This is a genomic window from Bosea sp. F3-2, from assembly GCF_008253865.1.
GTDB lineage: Bacteria > Pseudomonadota > Alphaproteobacteria > Rhizobiales > Beijerinckiaceae > Allobosea.
The window spans coordinates 5996043-6012599 of record NZ_CP042331.1 but is presented as its reverse complement, the minus strand read 5'-3'; the positions used below and the strand labels follow the sequence as shown (position 1 = coordinate 6012599).

Annotated in this window: 11 protein-coding genes and 1 pseudogene; 9 read left to right on the top strand and 3 right to left on the bottom strand. The window is 63.4% G+C overall.

The window, feature by feature from the left end; all coding sequences use genetic code 11:
- The 3 genes from metH to FQV39_RS27980 all read right to left on the bottom strand — a co-directional run bounded on the left by metH (nucleotide 1) and on the right by FQV39_RS27980 (nucleotide 5817).
- The gene (metH, locus tag FQV39_RS27990) at nucleotides 1-3753 is read right to left on the bottom strand and encodes a methionine synthase (RefSeq protein ID WP_149134076.1); all 3753 of its coding nucleotides are present in this window, start codon (nucleotides 3751-3753) and stop codon (nucleotides 1-3) included.
- Between the two features lie 139 nt (nucleotides 3754-3892).
- Nucleotides 3893-4804: a methylenetetrahydrofolate reductase [NAD(P)H] gene (gene metF, locus FQV39_RS27985; protein ID WP_149133277.1), complete on the bottom strand. Its 912-nt coding sequence runs from the start codon at nucleotides 4802-4804 to the stop codon at nucleotides 3893-3895.
- Nucleotides 4804-5817, bottom strand: coding sequence for an ArsR/SmtB family transcription factor (locus FQV39_RS27980; RefSeq protein WP_149133276.1), 1014 nt, complete (start codon nucleotides 5815-5817; stop codon nucleotides 4804-4806). Before FQV39_RS27980 ends, metF begins: the two co-directional genes overlap by 1 nt.
- 243 nt (nucleotides 5818-6060) lie before the next feature.
- Between FQV39_RS27980 and FQV39_RS27975 the strand changes: the two genes are divergently transcribed.
- The 9 genes and pseudogenes from FQV39_RS27975 (at nucleotide 6061) to FQV39_RS27930 (ending at nucleotide 16547) form a co-directional block, all read left to right on the top strand.
- Nucleotides 6061-6747: a transposase gene (locus FQV39_RS27975; protein ID WP_149133275.1), complete on the top strand. Its 687-nt coding sequence runs from the start codon at nucleotides 6061-6063 to the stop codon at nucleotides 6745-6747.
- 463 nt (nucleotides 6748-7210) lie between these two features.
- Nucleotides 7211-7414, top strand: coding sequence for a DUF4167 domain-containing protein (locus FQV39_RS27970; RefSeq protein WP_149133274.1), 204 nt, complete (start codon nucleotides 7211-7213; stop codon nucleotides 7412-7414).
- Between the two features lie 347 nt (nucleotides 7415-7761).
- Nucleotides 7762-8563, top strand: a pseudogene (gene ku, locus FQV39_RS27965) (non-homologous end joining protein Ku).
- Between the two features lie 993 nt (nucleotides 8564-9556).
- Nucleotides 9557-13948 carry a chemotaxis protein CheB gene (locus tag FQV39_RS27955; RefSeq protein WP_149133273.1) on the top strand — a complete coding sequence of 1464 codons (4392 nt, stop codon included), beginning with the start codon at nucleotides 9557-9559 and terminating at the stop codon, nucleotides 13946-13948.
- A complete protein-coding gene (locus FQV39_RS27950) occupies nucleotides 13911-14285 on the top strand; it encodes a response regulator (protein WP_149133272.1) in 375 nt (124 codons plus the stop codon). Before FQV39_RS27955 ends, FQV39_RS27950 begins: the two co-directional genes overlap by 38 nt.
- Before the next feature lie 261 nt (nucleotides 14286-14546).
- The gene (locus tag FQV39_RS27945; protein WP_149133271.1) at nucleotides 14547-14906 is read left to right on the top strand and encodes a CHRD domain-containing protein; all 360 of its coding nucleotides are present in this window, start codon (nucleotides 14547-14549) and stop codon (nucleotides 14904-14906) included.
- Between the two features lie 91 nt (nucleotides 14907-14997).
- Entirely contained in the window at nucleotides 14998-15891 is an 894-nt protein-coding gene (locus tag FQV39_RS27940; protein ID WP_248313163.1) for a hypothetical protein, read from the top strand.
- A gap of 117 nt (nucleotides 15892-16008) precedes the next feature.
- The gene (locus FQV39_RS27935; protein ID WP_149133270.1) at nucleotides 16009-16254 is read left to right on the top strand and encodes a hypothetical protein; all 246 of its coding nucleotides are present in this window, start codon (nucleotides 16009-16011) and stop codon (nucleotides 16252-16254) included.
- Between the two features lie 104 nt (nucleotides 16255-16358).
- The gene (locus FQV39_RS27930) at nucleotides 16359-16547 is read left to right on the top strand and encodes a DUF3008 family protein (RefSeq protein ID WP_149133269.1); all 189 of its coding nucleotides are present in this window, start codon (nucleotides 16359-16361) and stop codon (nucleotides 16545-16547) included.
- Nucleotides 16548-16557 lie beyond the last annotated feature (10 nt).

The following is a 16557-nucleotide window of genomic DNA, read 5'->3' as shown; positions in this document are numbered from 1 at the left end:
CTACTCCGCCGCCTCCAGCCGATAGGCGGCAGTGTCGTAGTTGAGGATCGGCGCGAGCCAGCGCTCGACCTCCTCGATGCTCATGCCCTTGCGCGCGGCATAGTCCTCGGCCTGATCGCGCTCGACCTTGGCGACGCCGAAATAATAGGCGTCGGGATGCGAGAAATAGAGGCCCGAGACCGAGGAGCCCGGCCACATCGCATAGCTCTCGGTCAGCTTCACGCCGACGCGCCGCTCCGCTTCCAGCAGCCGGAAGAGCGTCTCCTTCTCGGTATGATCGGGCTGAGCCGGATAGCCCGGCGCCGGGCGGATGCCCTGGTATTCCTCGCGGATCAGCTCGTCATTGCTGAAGGCTTCGTCCGGCGCATAGCCCCAGAACTCCTTGCGCACGAGCTGGTGCATCCGCTCGGCGAAGGCTTCCGCGAAGCGATCCGCCAGCGCCTTGACCATGATCGAGCGGTAGTCGTCGTTGTCGCGCGCGAACTTCTCGGAGATGCGCTCCTCTTCCGCGCCCGCCGTGACGACGAAGGCGCCGACATAATCGGGCGCTCCGCCCTCCGGCGCGACGAAGTCGGAGAGGCACATGTTCGGCTTGCCGTCGCGCTTCGAGAGTTGCTGGCGGAGCCCATGGAAGGTCGCGAGCGTCTCCTGCCGGCTCTCGCCGGTATAGAGGCGGACGTCGTCGCCGACGGCGTTCGCCGGCCAGAAGCCGATCACCGCCTTCGGGTTGAACCAGCGCTCCTCTACGACGCGTTTCAGCATCGCCTGCGCATCCTCCCAAAGCGCACGCGCCGCCTCGCCCTGCTTCTCGTCCTCCAGGATCGCCGGGAAGCGGCCCTTTAGCTCCCAGGTCTGGAAGAACGGAGTCCAATCGATCACCGGCACGAGATCGGCGATGTCGTAGGTCCGGAAGACGCGGGTACCGAGGAAGCTCGGCTTCGGCGGCACGTAGTTCGCCCAGTCCGGCTTGAAGGCGTTGGCGCGGGCCTTGGCCAGCGGCAGGCGCTGCTTGTCGGCCTCCGAGCGGCGATGCGCCTCGGCGACCTTGGCATATTCCGCCTGCACGCCGGCGACGTAAGCAGGCTTCTGCTCCTGCGAGAGCAGGCTCGACACCACGCCGACGGCGCGCGAGGCGTCGTTGACGTGCACCGTCTGCCCAGCACTATAGGCCGGGTGGATCTTCACCGCCGTATGGACGCGGCTGGTCGTCGCCCCGCCGATCAGCAGCGGGATGTCGAAGCCTTCGCGCTCCATCTCGGAGGCGACGGTCACCATCTCGTCGAGCGAGGGCGTGATCAGGCCGGAGAGGCCGATGATGTCGACCTGCTCCTTGCGCGCCGTCTCGAGGATCTTCTGCGTCGGCACCATCACGCCGAGGTCGATGACCTCGTAATTGTTGCACTGGAGCACGACGCCGACGATGTTCTTGCCGATGTCATGGACGTCGCCTTTCACCGTCGCCATCAGCACCTTGCCGGCGGCGGCGCGCTCGGAGCCGCCGTTGAGGCGCTTCTCCTCCTCCATGAAGGGCATGAGATAGGCGACGGCCTGTTTCATCACGCGGGCGGACTTGACCACCTGCGGCAGGAACATCTTGCCCGAGCCGAACAGGTCGCCGACCACGTTCATGCCGGCCATCAGCGGGCCTTCGATGACGTGCAGCGGCTTCTCGGCCTTCAGCCGTGCCTCTTCCGTATCGACCTCGATGAACTCGGTGATGCCGGCGACCAGCGCGTGCTCCAGCCGCTTCTCGACGGGCAGCTCGCGCCAGGCGAGGTCCTTGCCGGAGGCAGCCACCGAGCCGTCACCCTTGAAGCGCGGCGCGGCTTCGAGCAGCCGCTCGGTCGAATCCTTGCGGCGGTTGAGGACGACGTCCTCGCAGAGCTCACGCAGCTCGGGATCGAGATCGTCGTAGCTGCCGAGCTGGCCGGCATTGACGATGCCCATGTCCATCCCCGCCTTGATGGCGTGGTAGAGGAATACGGAGTGCATCGCCTCGCGCACCTTCTCGTTGCCGCGGAAGGAGAAGGAGAGGTTCGAGACGCCGCCGGAGATATGGGCATGCGGCAGCGTCTCGCGGATCGCGCGGGTGGCATTGATGAAGTCGTTGCCGTAGTTGTCGTGCTCCTCGATGCCCGTCGCCACCGCGAAGATGTTCGGGTCGAAGATGATGTCTTCCGGCGGGAAGCCGGCCTTCTCGGTCAAGAGCTTGTAGGCCCGGGTGCAGATCTCGATCTTGCGCTGGAAGGTGTCGGCCTGCCCGACCTCGTCGAAGGCCATGACGACCACCGCCGCGCCATATTGCCGGCAGATGCGGGCATGCTCGAGGAAGGCTTCCTCGCCCTCCTTCATCGAGATCGAGTTGACGATCGGCTTGCCCTGGATCGTCTTGAGGCCGGCCTCGATCACCGGGAACTTCGACGAGTCCACCATGATCGGCACGCGCGAGATGTCGGGCTCCGAGGCGATCAGGTTGAGGAACTCGGTCATCGCCTTCTCGGAATCGAGCAGGCCCTCGTCCATGTTGACGTCGATGACCTGCGCGCCATTGGCGACCTGGTCGCGCGCCACGTCGAGCGCAGCGGCATAGTCGCCGGCGGTGATCAGCTTCCTGAACTTGGCCGAGCCGGTGACGTTGGTGCGCTCGCCGACATTCACGAAGGGAATGGTCTCGTCGAGCGTGAAGGGCTCCAAACCGGCAAGGCGCAGATAGGGCTTCGCTTCCGGGATCTGGCGCGGCGCCTTGCCGGCCACCGCCTGCGCGATCGCCCCAATATGGTCCGGCGTCGTGCCGCAGCAGCCGCCAACGACATTGACGAAACCGGCATCGGCGAATTCGGCCAGCATCTTGGCGGTCGCCTCCGGCCGTTCGTCATAGAGGCCGAATTCGTTGGGCAGGCCTGCATTCGGATAGGCACAGATCAGCGTGTCGGCGACGCGCGACATGTCCTTGATATGCGCCCGCATCTCGCGCGCACCGAGCGCGCAGTTGAGGCCGACGGTCAGCGGCGCGGCATGGCGCACCGCGTTCCAGAAGGCCTCCACCGTCTGGCCGGAGAGCGTGCGGCCCGAAAGGTCGGTGATCGTGCCGGAGATCATCACCGGCAGGCGGATGCCCTTGGCGCGGAACACCTCCTCGATCGCAACGATCGCGGCCTTGGCGTTGAGCGTGTCGAAGATCGTCTCGATCAGCAGCAGTTCCGAGCCACCGTCGATCAGCCCCCTCACCTGCTCGGCATAGGACTCACGAACCTGGTCGAAGGTCACGGCCCGGAAGCCGGGGTTGTTGACGTCCGGCGAGATCGAGAGCGTGCGGTTGGTCGGGCCGATCGCGCCCGCGACATAGCGGCGGCGCCCGTCTTCCTTCTGCGCAATGGATGCCGCCTCGCGGGCGATGCGCGAGCATTCGACGTTCAGCTCGTAGACCAGCGCCTCCATGCCGTAATCGGCCTGGGCGATCGAGGTGCCGGAGAAGGTGTTGGTCTCGACAATATCCGCGCCCGCCCGGAAATAGGCGAGATGGATGTCGCGCAGCGCCTCGGGCTGCGTCAGCGCGATGATGTCGTTGTTGCCCTTGAGGTCGTGGTTAAACCCCTTGAAGCGCTCACCGCGGAAATCCGCTTCCGAAAGCCTCAGGTTCTGGATCTGAGTCCCCATCGCGCCATCCAGCACGAGGATGCGCTCGGACGCGGCCTGGCGCAGTGAGCGCTCGATCTCGGCGCCGTCGACGGGGGTGGGAATGAAGTCGGACATCATTACGCTTTCAACAATTGATGCTCGGTCTCGACCGTCATTGCGAGGAGCGAAGCGACGAAGCAATCCAGGGGCCGCAGAGCTGAACGGCTCGACCCGGTCCCCCTGGATTGCTTCGCTTCGCTCGCAATGACGTTCCTCACTCCGCCGCCACCGCCTGCGCCGCCAGCTTCTCGGGCTTCAGGCCGACGAGATGGCAGATGGCGTAGACGAGGTCGGCCTTGTTCATCGTGTAGAAATGCAGGTCGGTGACGCCGCGGTCGATCAGGTCGAGCACCTGCTCGGCGCAGACGGCGGCCGCCACCAGCCGGCGCGTCGCCGGGTCATCTTCAAGCCCCTCGAAGCGATCGGCCAGCCATTGCGGCACGCTTGCGCCCGTCCTGCGGGCGAAGCCGGCGGTCTGCTTGAAGTTCTGCACCGGCACGATGCCGGGCACGATCGGGATCTCGATGCCGCGGGCGCGGACCTTGTCGAGATAGCGGAAATAGACATCGTTATCGAAGAAGAACTGGGTGATCGCCCGCGTCGCGCCGGCATCGACCTTCTTCTTCAGTGCGTCGATATCGGCATCGAGCGAGGCCGCTTCCGGATGCTTCTCCGGATAGGCCGAGACGGTGATCTCGAAATCGCCGATGCTCTTCAAGCCCGCGACGAGATCGGAGGTCTGCTGATAGCCCTCCGGATGCGCCTCGTAGGTGGTGCCGAGGCCGCCGGCCGGGTCCCCGCGCAGCGCCACGACATGGCGCACGCCGGCATCCCAATAGGAGCGGATGACCTCGTCGACCTCGGCCTTCGAGGCCGAAACGCAGGTGAGATGCGCTGCCGGCTTCAGCGCGGTCTCCTCGATCATGCGCTTCACCGTGGCGTGGGTCCGCTCGCGGGTCGAACCACCCGCGCCATAGGTCACCGAGACGAAGCTGGGGCCGAGCGGCTCAAGCCGGCGCACGCTCTCCCACAACGCGACCTCCATCTCCGCCGTCTTCGGCGGGAAGAACTCGAAGGAGACGCTGGGACGGCGCGAACCGTGCCGGCTGGGGCGAAAGGCATTCATCACGCAACCTCGAGATTGATCATACGGGTCGGCGGATCGGACTGGACGCGCCGGTCGCGCCCGCGCCAAAGCATGACCGGCAACTGCCCCGAGCCGCCATCGGCCAAGGTGACTTCGCGGGAAAGATCACAGGAGAGACCGGCTTCAGCGAACCAGCCGGCGATCTGCTGCCGCGAGAAGCCGAGCCGGCGATGCGCATGCTCGGTCCGCAGGAATTCCATGTCGTGTGGAGCAAAGTCGACGACGATCAGCCGCCCGCCCGGCGCCAGCATCGCCGCGGCCTCGCGCACGGCCCGGCCGGGATCATCGAGGAAGTGCAGCACCTGATGGACGATGACGAGGTCGAAGGAGCCTCGGGCGAAGGGCAGCGCATAGATATCGCCCTGCCTGAGCTCGACGCGCGACAATCCCGCCCGCTCAAGATTGGCACGCGCCACCGCCAGCATCGCATGATTGGCATCGACGCCGACGGCGCGGCCGAATTTCGGCGCGATCCGCTCCAGCATCCGGCCGGTGCCGGTGCCGAGATCGAGCATCGCACCCGGCGTCCCCTCGCCGACAGCCTCTTCGACCGCCGCCTCGACGGCATGGTCGGGCACGTGCAGGCTGCGCAAACGGTCCCAGTCGCGTGCGACGCTGGCGAAATAGCTCTGCGCGGCCTCGGCGCGATTCGCCCGCACGGCCGCCAGCCTCTCGCGATCGGCCGCGAGCACAGGATCGGCGCGGTCGAGCCAGGCGGCGAGCGAAGCAGCGAAGGCCCCGCCCGGCCCGGTCTCATCGAGCCGGAAGAAGGCCCAGGCCCCCTCGCGCGAGCGCCGGACCAGCCCAGCCTCGGCCAGGAGCTTGAGATGGCGCGAGATGCGCGGCTGCGACTGGCCGAGAATGTCGGTCAGGTCGGAAACGGAGAGCTCGCCCTCGGACAGGAGCGCCAGAATACGCAGGCGCGTCTCCTCGCCCGCGGCCCGCAGGCCGGCGAGAAGCACATCGGAGGACAATGCTGTCGGCTGCCGCACGCAAACGCCTCCCGCGCTCGAAAAAAAGATATAAAGATATCTTTATGTCAGAAACATCGTTCGTGCAAGCGGATTGTCGTGCGGAAAACAGGACGGACATAGCGAACGTGATCTCAAAATGCAGGGCCGATGACACCTGCACCCCTAAAGTGTCACCGCGGCGCAAATAACTTGTCACCGGAGCAGATCCGAGAAGAGAGTTCGCATCAGGCAGCATCTGGTCGGTTTCGCTAAAGGCCGCGTATGCAAAACTCCTCGTGGCCGACGGTGACAGATCGCGTCGATGCGGCAATGCTTGCTCGGATGGGCGCTGCCCTTGCTCTGGCACCGCAGGCACCTCGGCGGCAGAGCTTCCATGATCTCAGAGAGTTGCTCGCCGCACGGCGTGCTCTCATCAAGGACAGGACCGCTGCGAAGATACGCCGATCGACCGCAAGACTCGCCTTGAAAAGGCGCCAGCTGGATGCGCGGCTGAAGCGCGTTGACGATGACCTGGAGCGCATCGACGCCGAGTTGGCGGCACTGGCTAACATGGATGCTGGCCTGGCGGAGCGCCTTGCCATCCTGCGCAGCATACCGGGCGTCGGCGACGTAACCGCCATAGCGCTCATCATCGATATGCCGGAACTCGGGGAGCTTGAGGGAAAGCAGGCAGCGAGTCTGGCCGGACTGGCGCCTGTCGCCCGTCAGTCGGGCAAATGGCAGGGCAAAGAACGCATCCAAGGCGGTCGCGCCATGTTGCGCCAGGCGCTCTACTTCCCGGCAATAGCCGCGGCACGCTTCAACCCCGATCTCAAGAAGAAGTACGAAGAGCTCATCGCTGCCGGGAAGGAGAAGAAGGTCGCGCTGACCGCGATCATGCGGAAAATCATCGTGATGGCCAACGCCCTCATCCGCGACGGCCGTCGATGGGCTGCAACCCGCGCTTGACCAACACGGATACTCAGGAGTTGGGGCCTCCGACAAACCCGGGGCGGTTCAGTTCGCAAGAGCCTTCACACCAGCACGGAACCGCGCCCCTATTGATCAGGTTGAATTCCTCAGCAGTGCGTTGTGTGAGGTGTGCCATGGTTGCGTTGCGAAAGCCTGCAGGGCCGTCCGCGCGCCGGCCGATGCCACCTCGGCGCGAGCTTTATCGGGAGCGCTGCCAAGATGAGTATGGCAACCACTATATCGTCATTGTCTGGAGCGAGTGGCCCGGCCTCCCAACGACGTCCTACACGCTCAAGGACGGCACGCCGGTTCGTTACGAAGACGAGTACCGCTTCTCGCTTCCGTCGGGGAAAATGCTAACTCGTTGCGAGGATTGATCCACCGCATCCAGCGATCCGGCGAAGCCCAGCCTTAATGCGCAAAATCGCCGCGCAGATAATGGGGCTTAGGAGGGCAACACATGAATCTCACAAATCGCAGGCTGCGAGGTCGAGATGGGCGCAATCAAGCCGAGGGGCAGATGGCGTGCGACCTTCAAGCACGTTACGACCGCCTCATCGTTCTGGCCCGAGGGTTTGAAGCGGTAGGCGACAAGATTGATGCTGAACGCCATTATCAGCAGGCCGATCACTATCGCCGATTGTTGAACCGCAAAGCCGCATAGGAGCTCTGTTCGCTTCTGTGCACGTCGGCTTGACCGTCGCCTTGCTTAATCACCAAAGGACAGCCTCGCAATCAAGTTTGGCTGCGATGACGCGAGAACAACGATCTGGACGGGCGCGATTGATGCTCCGGTGGCCCGATAGGCGCTTCCTACTCAGGCGGGCCACCGGGAGCCGCATTGCCGAACTCTACGCCCTTCCAGTTCGCCCGCGCCGCAACCATGGCACTAAACTCCGGACGCAACACCACCCGATTCAATGCCGCGTCGACCAGCATGTTCCCAGACGCGGGAACTGTTCTGGCCGATCAGCATTGAATCCGCAGTTTCGTTCGCGGAGTTACGTTGTCATGCCCGCTCGGACCTATTGGAAGGGCTATCTCAAGCTGTCGCTGGTGACGTGTCCGGTCGCGATGACGCCAGCGACCTCCGAAAGCGAGAAGGTCCGCTTCCATACGCTGAACAGGGACACCGGCAACCGGATCATCAGCCGCTACGTCGATGCTGAGAGCGGCAAGCCCGTCGACCCCGAAGATCAGGCCAAAGGCTACGAGGCCGAATCCGGCCGCTTCGTTGTGATCGAAGAGGAGGAGTTGGAGGCAGTCCGGCTCGACACGGTTCGCACCATCGACGTCGACGCCTTCGTGCCAAGGGATTCGATCCCGTGGGTCTACCTCGACAGCCCGCACTATCTGGTTCCAGACGATGAGGTCGGGGGTCGAGGCGTTTTCCGTGATCCGCGATGCCATGGCCGCCGCCAAGATGGTCGGCATTTCTCGCGTGGTGCTCTACCGGCGCGAGCGGGCGGTGATGCTGGAGCCGCGTGACCGCGGCATCGTGCTCTGGACACTGCGCTACGGCGACGAGGTCCGCGACGAGAAAGCCTACTTCTCCGAGATCGACGAGGAAAAGCCGGAACCCGAGCTGCTCGACCTGGCGCAGAAATTCATCAAGGCGAAAAGCGCCGATTGGTCACCGGAGTTGGTCAAGGATCCCGTCCAGGAACACCTGCTCAAGCTCATCGCCTCGAAGAAGCGTCGCAAGGGCGCGCGCGTATCTGCAAGCCGCGAGGACGGCCGGCCGGCCAATGTCGTCAACCTCTTCGATGCGCTGAAGAAGAGCCTGCAGGCGGACAAGTCGCTGAGGTCGTAAGTGGTATCGGACCGCCCGCTAATCTGACATTCCCGGCGCTATGCTCCACCCCGGCAAACACCACTATCAAAGCTAGCTTTTTCATGGTTGCGCTCCTCTGAATTCAGGGATCTGGGAGCGAAACCCCGCCGTGACAGCCAGGGGTCCTCGGAACCGCAAAAGGCCCTGAAACCGATCCGACGAAGCCCAGTGGGACAAGGCACGGATTGGGTGGGCGCGAGCCGAGGTCGATCGCTATGCGGCGCTGAAGGCGAAGGGCTGAGGTCCTCCACCAACCGATTGCTGACTCCCTCATGGCGCCGGTGGCGTCATCGTAACAATGGTTCCGGCGGAGATGCGCCACGCGTCAAGGATTGGCGGAACTGCGATCTTCGGTGCGCGTTGCCGGGCTAGGGAGGATGCCCCATGAATGCCCTGACGATATCCATGCTAATCACGGCCGCGATCGTCGCGACTGCCTGTAGCACGACCGAGCAACGGGTTGGAGGAGCTGCTGTCGGAGCTGGCACCGGCGCCGCGGTAGGCGGACCGGTTGGCGCGGTTGTCGGCGGAGCGGCAGGTGCCGTTACAGCTCCAACGGTTGTGAAGGAGACTCGGCGCGCGACACGCCGCTGACCGGTGTCAGGTCGCGATCCATTGCGGGTATCGTTCCGCTGATAGATTGCTTGCTCGTCATGCCGCTGACGTTCTCATTGAGACGACCATGCAAACCTCGCAGGGTTTTTCCACTTTCCTGATGATCAGCGCTCTAACTTGGCTCGGCTTAATAATGACGCTGTCGTTTGCCGCTCTGGGGGCAGCCGGTCAGTCAACGCCCACTTGGGCGCATGTTGGAAGACTAGGAATGGTTTTGAGGTTCAGTGGAATGTGGGCTTCGAAACTCTTCCGCAATGGGGCTTTCGAGGCCGTCCTCTCTTTACACGCCAGAAGACGTTTATTTGGGGGGTGGACTTTGGGCGTCGTGTATCCCCAGTGGATTTCTGAGCAGGCGCGATGGCGAAGCGGTCAAAATTGAGCCTTGGACATTCGGGACTGGCCTCCCGATCCGGGCCAGGGCACGGCGATGAGGCGGTTGACGCCGATCGCCCGCTCGCCAGAACAATTCCCGTCGTCGGCATCGGCGCCTCCGCAGGCGGCATCGAGGCGCTGGGCAGCTTCTTTGACGCCATGCCTGCCGACAGCGGCTGCGCCTTCGTCGTGGTGCTGCATCTCGATCCTAAGCGCGAAAGCGCCATGGCCCGCATCCTGAGTGCCCGCACGAAAATGCCCGTAGCGCAGGTCGAAGACGGAATGGCGCTGGCAGCCGACCACGTCTACGTCATCGCCCCCGATACAGATCTCATAGTCACGGAAGGCCGGTTGAAAGTGTCGCGACCGTCTGAACCCCGCGGTCTACGACATCCGGTCGATGTCCTGTTTGCCTCGATCGCGGCAGGACAGCACGAGCGTTCGGTCGCGATCGTGCTTTCCGGAACCGGGAGCAACGGAACCGAGGGATTGAAGGAGATCCGCGCCGAGGGTGGCATGAGCCTGGTTCAGGCGCCGGAAACGGCCAAGTTCGACGGCATGCCGAGGAGCGCGATCGCCTCGGGTCTTGCCGACCACGTGCTTGCTCCGGACAAGATGCCGGAGGCTCTGCTCGCTTATGTCCGTCATGGCTACCTCTCTGCCGCCGCCGAGGTCGAACCCGGTTCATTGAGCGGTGAAGCGACAATCGAACAGGTTCTCGAGGTCCTGCGTGCCCGGGGTGGACATGATTTTGGCAGGTACAAGCGCAACACACTGAGACGGCGGATTCATCGTCGCATGGGGCTTCGGAACATCGAGACGCTTGCCGACTACACCGATGACTTGCGTGCCAATCCGGCCGAGGTAGCCACCCTCGCCGCCGACCTGATGATCAGCGTCACCAGTTTCTTCCGCGACCCTGAGGCCTGGAAGGCGCTCGGAGAGCTGGTGATCGCGCCTCTCGTCACGGAGCGCAGGAGCGGCGCGCCTGTTCGTGTCTGGGTTCCGGCGTGTGCGACCGGGGAGGAAGCCTATTCGATCGCCATGCTGGTGACCGAGCAGGCGGAAGCCGCCGGAAAGCGCTTTGACGTGAAGGTCTTCGCCACGGATGCTCAGGAGGACAACCTGCGCAAGGCGCGCGATGGCATCTACCCTGCCGTAGCGCTGGCCGGATTTCCGCCCGAACGAATCCGACGCTTCTTCGAAATGCTCGATGGCTCTTTTCAGGTGCGCAAGGAACTCCGCGACATGGTGGTGTTCGCGGCACAGAACCTGCTGCGCGATCCGCCGTTCTCCCGACTGGACATTATTTCATGCCGAAATTTCCTGATCTATCTGGAGCCTGAAGCGCAACACCGCGTCATAGGCCAATGCCACTTCGCCTTGCGTCCGGATGGGCATCTGTTTCTCGGCAACGCCGAAACGATCGGGCGCCACGACGATCTCTTCGACACAGTGTCGAAGAAGTGGCGAATATACCGCCGGATTGGCCCCACCCGACATGATCTTCTCGACTATCGGCCGCCCCGGGGCTCGGCGACATCGGCAATGGCGAGCGATCCGCCTATACAGTCGGACGCAGCCTCCGCGCCTGTCGCCGACATCGCCCGGCGCGCCCTGCTGGAGCGCTTCGCCCCTGCGTCAGTGCTGATCGACCACAAGGGCCGTGTCGTCTATTTCCACGGCACGACGCGCGACTATCTGGAACAGCCATCGGGCGAACCGACCAGGGATCTGCTGGCCATGGCGCGCGAGGGGCTGGCCCTGAAACTGCGCGGCGCGATACGCGAGGCGTTAAAGGGCGACAGGAGCGTCACGGTCCATGGCCGCCTGCATCAAAGCGAAGCGCCACGGGACGTCGTCATGGCGGTGATGCCGCTGCCCGCCTCGCCGCAAGGCGGCAGGCTCGTCTTGGTCAGCTTCACGCCCGGGACTCCAGCAGGCGCTCCCAACCCGCCGCCCATTCGCGACGATACCGGGGAATCGAACGCCGGCGAGCGAGCGCTTCAGGAAGAACTGGTCTCGATGCGCGCTGAACTGCGCAACACCATCGAGCATCTGGAGACCGCCAACGAGAAATTGAAGGCCTCGAACGAGGAAGCGACCTCGATGAACGAGGAGCTTCAGTCCACCAATGAGGAGTTGGAAACCTCGAAGGAGGAGTTGCAGTCGTTCAACGAGGAGCTGAACATCGTCAACAGCCAGCTCCAGCACAAGATCGCGGAACTGGAACGCACCACCAACGATCTCAACAACCTGCTGGCGGGGTCGGAAACAGCGACGCTTTTCCTGGACAACAAGCTTGCGATCAGCTGGTTCGCGCCGGCGACGAAAGAATTATTCGATCTCGTAAGCTCCGACATCGGCAGACCGATCACCCATTTCGCGCGGAAGTTCTCGGACGAGAACCTGCTGTCGGACGCCGAAACGGTGCTGCGGAAGCTCACTACGGTCGAGGCCGAGGTTCCGAGCGATGCGGGACGCTGGTACCTGCGGCGCATGCTCCCCTACCGCACGCGCGACAACCACATCGCGGGCGTCGTGATCACCTTCAGCGACATCACCGATCGCCGGGCCGCCGCGGCAGCGGTCAATGATGCACGGCTCTATGCCGAAGCCATCGTAGGGACCGTCCGGCAGCCGCTGCTTGTCCTCGACGCGGGACTGCGCGTCCAGTCGGCCAATCCAGCCTTCTATGGACTGTTCGGTGTCACCGCGGAGGAGACCACCGGCAAGCTCCTCTATGACCTCGGCAACAAGCAATGGGACATTCCCGCCCTGCGGACGCTCCTCGAGGAAGTGCTGTCGAAGAACCGGGAGGTCGCCGACTACGAGGTTGAGCACGAATTTCGTGAACTTGGTCGGCGATGCATGTTGCTCAATGCCCGCAAATTGGTCCAGGGAGGTGGTCACGAAGAGCTGATCCTGCTGGCGATCGAGGACATCACGCAGCGCAGGGAAGGCGAAAATGCCATCCGCGCCGGCGAGCAGCGCCTCAACGATCTCGTCGAAGCGCTTCCGGGCGCGGTCTACACGACCGATGCCAAAGGTCGGATCACCTCTTATAACCCTGCCGCCGCCGAGCTTTGGGGGTGTGAGCCAGAACTGGGCTCAGATGAATGGTGCGGGTCCTGGCGCATGTATCGCCCCGACGGCACACCCTTGCCGCATGACGAGTGTCCGATGGCGATCGCCCTGAAGGAAAAGCGGCCGATACGAGGTGCAGAGGCCGTCGCCGAACGACCTGATGGCGTGCGGATCCCGTTCCTTGCTTACCCCACTCCCTTGCACGACGCGGCGGGCAAAGTCACCGGCGCGGTGAACATGCTGGTGGACATCACCGCGCGAAAGCGGGCCGAAGAGCTTGCGGAACGTCTCGCCGCCATCGTCGAGTCATCCGATGACGCCATCATAAGCAAGACTCTCGACGGCATCGTCACGACCTGGAACAGTGGGGCTGAGCGACTCTTCGGCTATCGAGCTGACGAGATCGTCGGCAAATCGATCATGACCTTGGTGCCGGCGGACCGCCGGGACGAGGAACTCGACATTCTCGACCGTCTCCGCAAGGCGGAACACATCCAGCACTACGAAACAATCCGCCAGCGCAAGGACGCGAGCCGGGTCTGGGTCTCTTTGACCCTGTCGCCGCTGAGTGGTTCCGGAGGCCGGATCGTCGGGGCATCCACGATCGCCCGGGACATGACCGAGCGCAGGCGCGCCGACAAACATCGAAAAACCCTGATGGGCGAGCTCAACCACCGCGTCAAGAATACGATGGCGGTCATCCAGTCGATCGCGTCTCAGACCCTGGGTCACGCATCAACGTTGGAGGACGCCCGGGACACATTCAGGGCCAGGCTGATCAACCTGGCGCAAGCGCATGACGTGCTGACGCGTGAAAGCTGGCAGAGCGCAAACCTGGCGGACATCATCACCGATACGCTCAAGCCGCACGCGGGTAGAGATGGCCGCTTCCGCATCACGGGTCCGCAGATCCGGCTCGCGCCGAAAGCTGCTCTGGCGGTCGCCATGGCGGTTCACGAGCTCGGCACCAATGCCGCGAAGTATGGGGCGTTGTCCTGCGAAAGCGGGCACGTCGTGATCGCCTGGCGGATCGAAGGGAAGCATGCCAGCCGCGAGGTCATCCTGGACTGGCGGGAGAGCGGCGGGCCTCCTGTCGCCGAGCCGAAGCGCAAGGGCTTTGGCTCTCGCCTGATCGAGCGCGCCCTGGCAACGGAACTCGGCGGCAAAGTGAGTGTTGACTACGAGTCCTCCGGCGTTGTGTGCACGATCGTCGCACCTCTGCCCGCCGGGCAAGCTTTGCTGGGAGGGCAAGGTGACCATTCAGCGGACGAGGAAAGTTCTGATCGTTGAGGACGAGCCCCTCATCGCCATGCACCTGGAGGACCTTCTCGCGGACATGGGACACGAAGTGATAGCCAGTTTCAGCCGCGTCAATGAAGCGGCTCAATTCGCAGAAGAGGCAGACATCGACTTTGCGATTCTGGATATCAATCTACGTGAGATGAAGTCCTTTCAGGTGGCCGGTATCCTGCGTCGCCGGGGTATCCCGTTTGTGTTCGCCACGGGATACGGCAGCGCCGGTCTTTCGGCCGAGTTTTGTACTGAACTCACCTTGCAAAAGCCGTACGAGCCGCGCGAACTAGCGCGGATGATCACCGAGGCATGCGGCCGGGCTTCAGCTAACTGACCGTGTTCATTTGCCCATGAGTCTCATCGCGCCTGCCGCACGCGTGGTATCGCCCCGTCGCGGACGTGCTGTGCTGTCGGCACCACACGTCCGACGGAACAAACGGCCGCGCCAAACGTCTCTTCTCGAGCCCCAAAAGCTTCTGATCGGCCAGCAGTCGATCGATATCGACGGGAGGCTAGAGTGACGAGATTTGTACGCGCGACATTCGCTGGGTTAGCGATAGCAGCGGCTCTGGGCGCTACGCCGGCTTGGGCTGAGATGATGTCGTTCAAGGCAGACCTGAAGGGAGCGTCTGAAGTCCCGCCGGTGACAAGCAAGGGTAGCGGCAGTGTGACTGCAACGTACGACACCGTCGGAAAGAAGCTTGCCTGGAAGGGCACCGTCTCAGGGCTGAGTGGCCCGGCGACGGCGGCGCACTTTCATGGCCCGGCCGAAACCGGCAAGAACGCAGGAATTATGATCCCGGTGCCGGGCATCACGACGGGGCCATTCGAAGGATCGGTCACATTGACCGACGATCAAGCGAAGGCGCTGGCCGCGGGCCAGACCTACTTCAACATTCACACGGCCGCAAACCCGAATGGTGAAGTGCGCGGCCAGGTGATGAAAGGGAAGTAAGGCCCAACACGTCAAGCAGGTCATCGACGTTTGACGGCGTGTCCAGATTTCCCGGGTCAGCTCGCTACTGGTGGTACGAGTCGCACTGGCCATGGTCCAACACGAGCACAGCGATGTCGAAATTCGCGACGATGATGAAAGCCTGGGCGCCATCGTCTCGTTTCCTTTCGACGTCGGATTCGTTGAGCGTTTCCGGCAGGCCTTTCCGAGAGCGCGCTGGAGCGATCGATTGGGAGCGTGGCGGCTACCGGGCACGAACGCGGTCCAACGAGCAATGCGATGGCTCGATCGCGAGCTTCCCAGTGCATTCTCTCTCGCCGATCAGCGCGGCCGTGACTCCTTCTCGTTCGAGCCGATCGCCAGCCCTTATGTAACGGCCGCTGGTGAGATCGTCGTGCGCACGCCGTATTCGCGAACGGTTGTTGAGGAATTGCGTGCGGTGCCCTGGGCCTGGTGGAACGGCGAGGAAAAGGCTTGGCACGTTCCGTTTCGATCAATCGAGGAACTTCGCAAAAGATGGCCGGTGATCGAAGCGGCTGCCAAGCGCCATGAACCGGAGGCGCGAAGGCAACGGAGTGAAGCGGCAAAATCCGCGCCCGGGTACGAAGAAACGAAAGCGACGACGATCGAGCGGCGGCGCCGCCGCTATCCTGTCTCTGCGACCGAATTGCCGCCGGCCGACAGAGTACTGATGTCCCATGAGGGGCCGCTCGTCGTCCTTGAGGTGACCGGAGAGATCGTGCCCGAGGAAACCGCTCATCGGCATTATCCATGGAGCGTCGCGCAGCCTGACGATCTTGTTTGGGCATTGTGGCGGCGTCCCACGCACGGAGAATTGGTCAGAACCTGGCCCGACCGCCATCCAACCGCGCCGAGCGCCCTCCTCCGCGGGTGGTGGCAACCTACGCTCGAGGAACTGCGCGTGGCCAGGCGAGCGGCGCGGTCCGTGGAGCGCGCTCGGCAAACTCGAAGCGGTCAGGGCTGATCCTGCGACCGAACGGAATGAGCACCTTGGTCCGCAAACGATCACGCCATTCCTTTCTGAGGGCGCGAGGCGAAGCTAAAACAACCTTGTCTGACGACATTCGCAAGGGCAGGAATTATGCTCTTTTCATCGTTGACTGACCCAGTGGACATAGCTCGAGCCGAGGCCGCCTTCGAAGCAGCCTGGGAGGAACTCGCGACGATCTCTGATGTATTTGATGAACGCAAGCGAACCAAGCTTGCTTGCATCGTAGCAGCCCTGGTTGCCATCGCCCAAGACGAGGACGACCTGAAGCGTCGCGCGATCGCACGCTACCGCCGAGAAGGCGTACCCTCTTTTTCTTCGCCCGCCAAAGGAACCTAGGCTTCCCCGGGGGCGACGAGAGGAAGCATCGCTGCGAGCAGGGAACACGGATCCGTCGCCGGGGTTCAATTCCGACGACGCCGTCACGCGTTGAGGAGGACGACATGCCTGCAAAATCAGCCGCTCAGCAGAAGGCCGCCGGCGCAGCGCTCGCCGCCAAGCGCGGGGACATGAAGAAGAGCGAGCTCAAGGGCGCATCGAAATCGATGGAGAAATCGATGAGCGAGACCGAGCTCGAGAAGATGGCTTCGACCAGCCGTAAGGGGAAGCCCGAGCACAAGAGCAAAGACTGAAACACTCAAG

Excerpts from the sequence above, each read along its gene's own strand:
- metH (WP_149134076.1), bottom strand. The coding sequence starts at position 3,753 with ATGTCCGACTTCATTCCCACCCCCGTCGACGGCGCCGAGATCGAGCGC.
- metF (WP_149133277.1), bottom strand. The coding sequence starts at position 4,804 with ATGAATGCCTTTCGCCCCAGCCGGCACGGTTCGCGCCGTCCCAGCGTC.
- FQV39_RS27975 (WP_149133275.1), top strand. The coding sequence starts at position 6,061 with ATGCAAAACTCCTCGTGGCCGACGGTGACAGATCGCGTCGATGCGGCA.
- FQV39_RS27970 (WP_149133274.1), top strand. The coding sequence starts at position 7,211 with ATGAATCTCACAAATCGCAGGCTGCGAGGTCGAGATGGGCGCAATCAA.
- FQV39_RS27955 (WP_149133273.1), top strand. The coding sequence starts at position 9,557 with ATGGCGAAGCGGTCAAAATTGAGCCTTGGACATTCGGGACTGGCCTCC.
- FQV39_RS27945 (WP_149133271.1), top strand. The coding sequence starts at position 14,547 with ATGATGTCGTTCAAGGCAGACCTGAAGGGAGCGTCTGAAGTCCCGCCG.
- FQV39_RS27940 (WP_248313163.1), top strand. The coding sequence starts at position 14,998 with ATGGTCCAACACGAGCACAGCGATGTCGAAATTCGCGACGATGATGAA.
- FQV39_RS27935 (WP_149133270.1), top strand. The coding sequence starts at position 16,009 with ATGCTCTTTTCATCGTTGACTGACCCAGTGGACATAGCTCGAGCCGAG.
- FQV39_RS27930 (WP_149133269.1), top strand. The coding sequence starts at position 16,359 with ATGCCTGCAAAATCAGCCGCTCAGCAGAAGGCCGCCGGCGCAGCGCTC.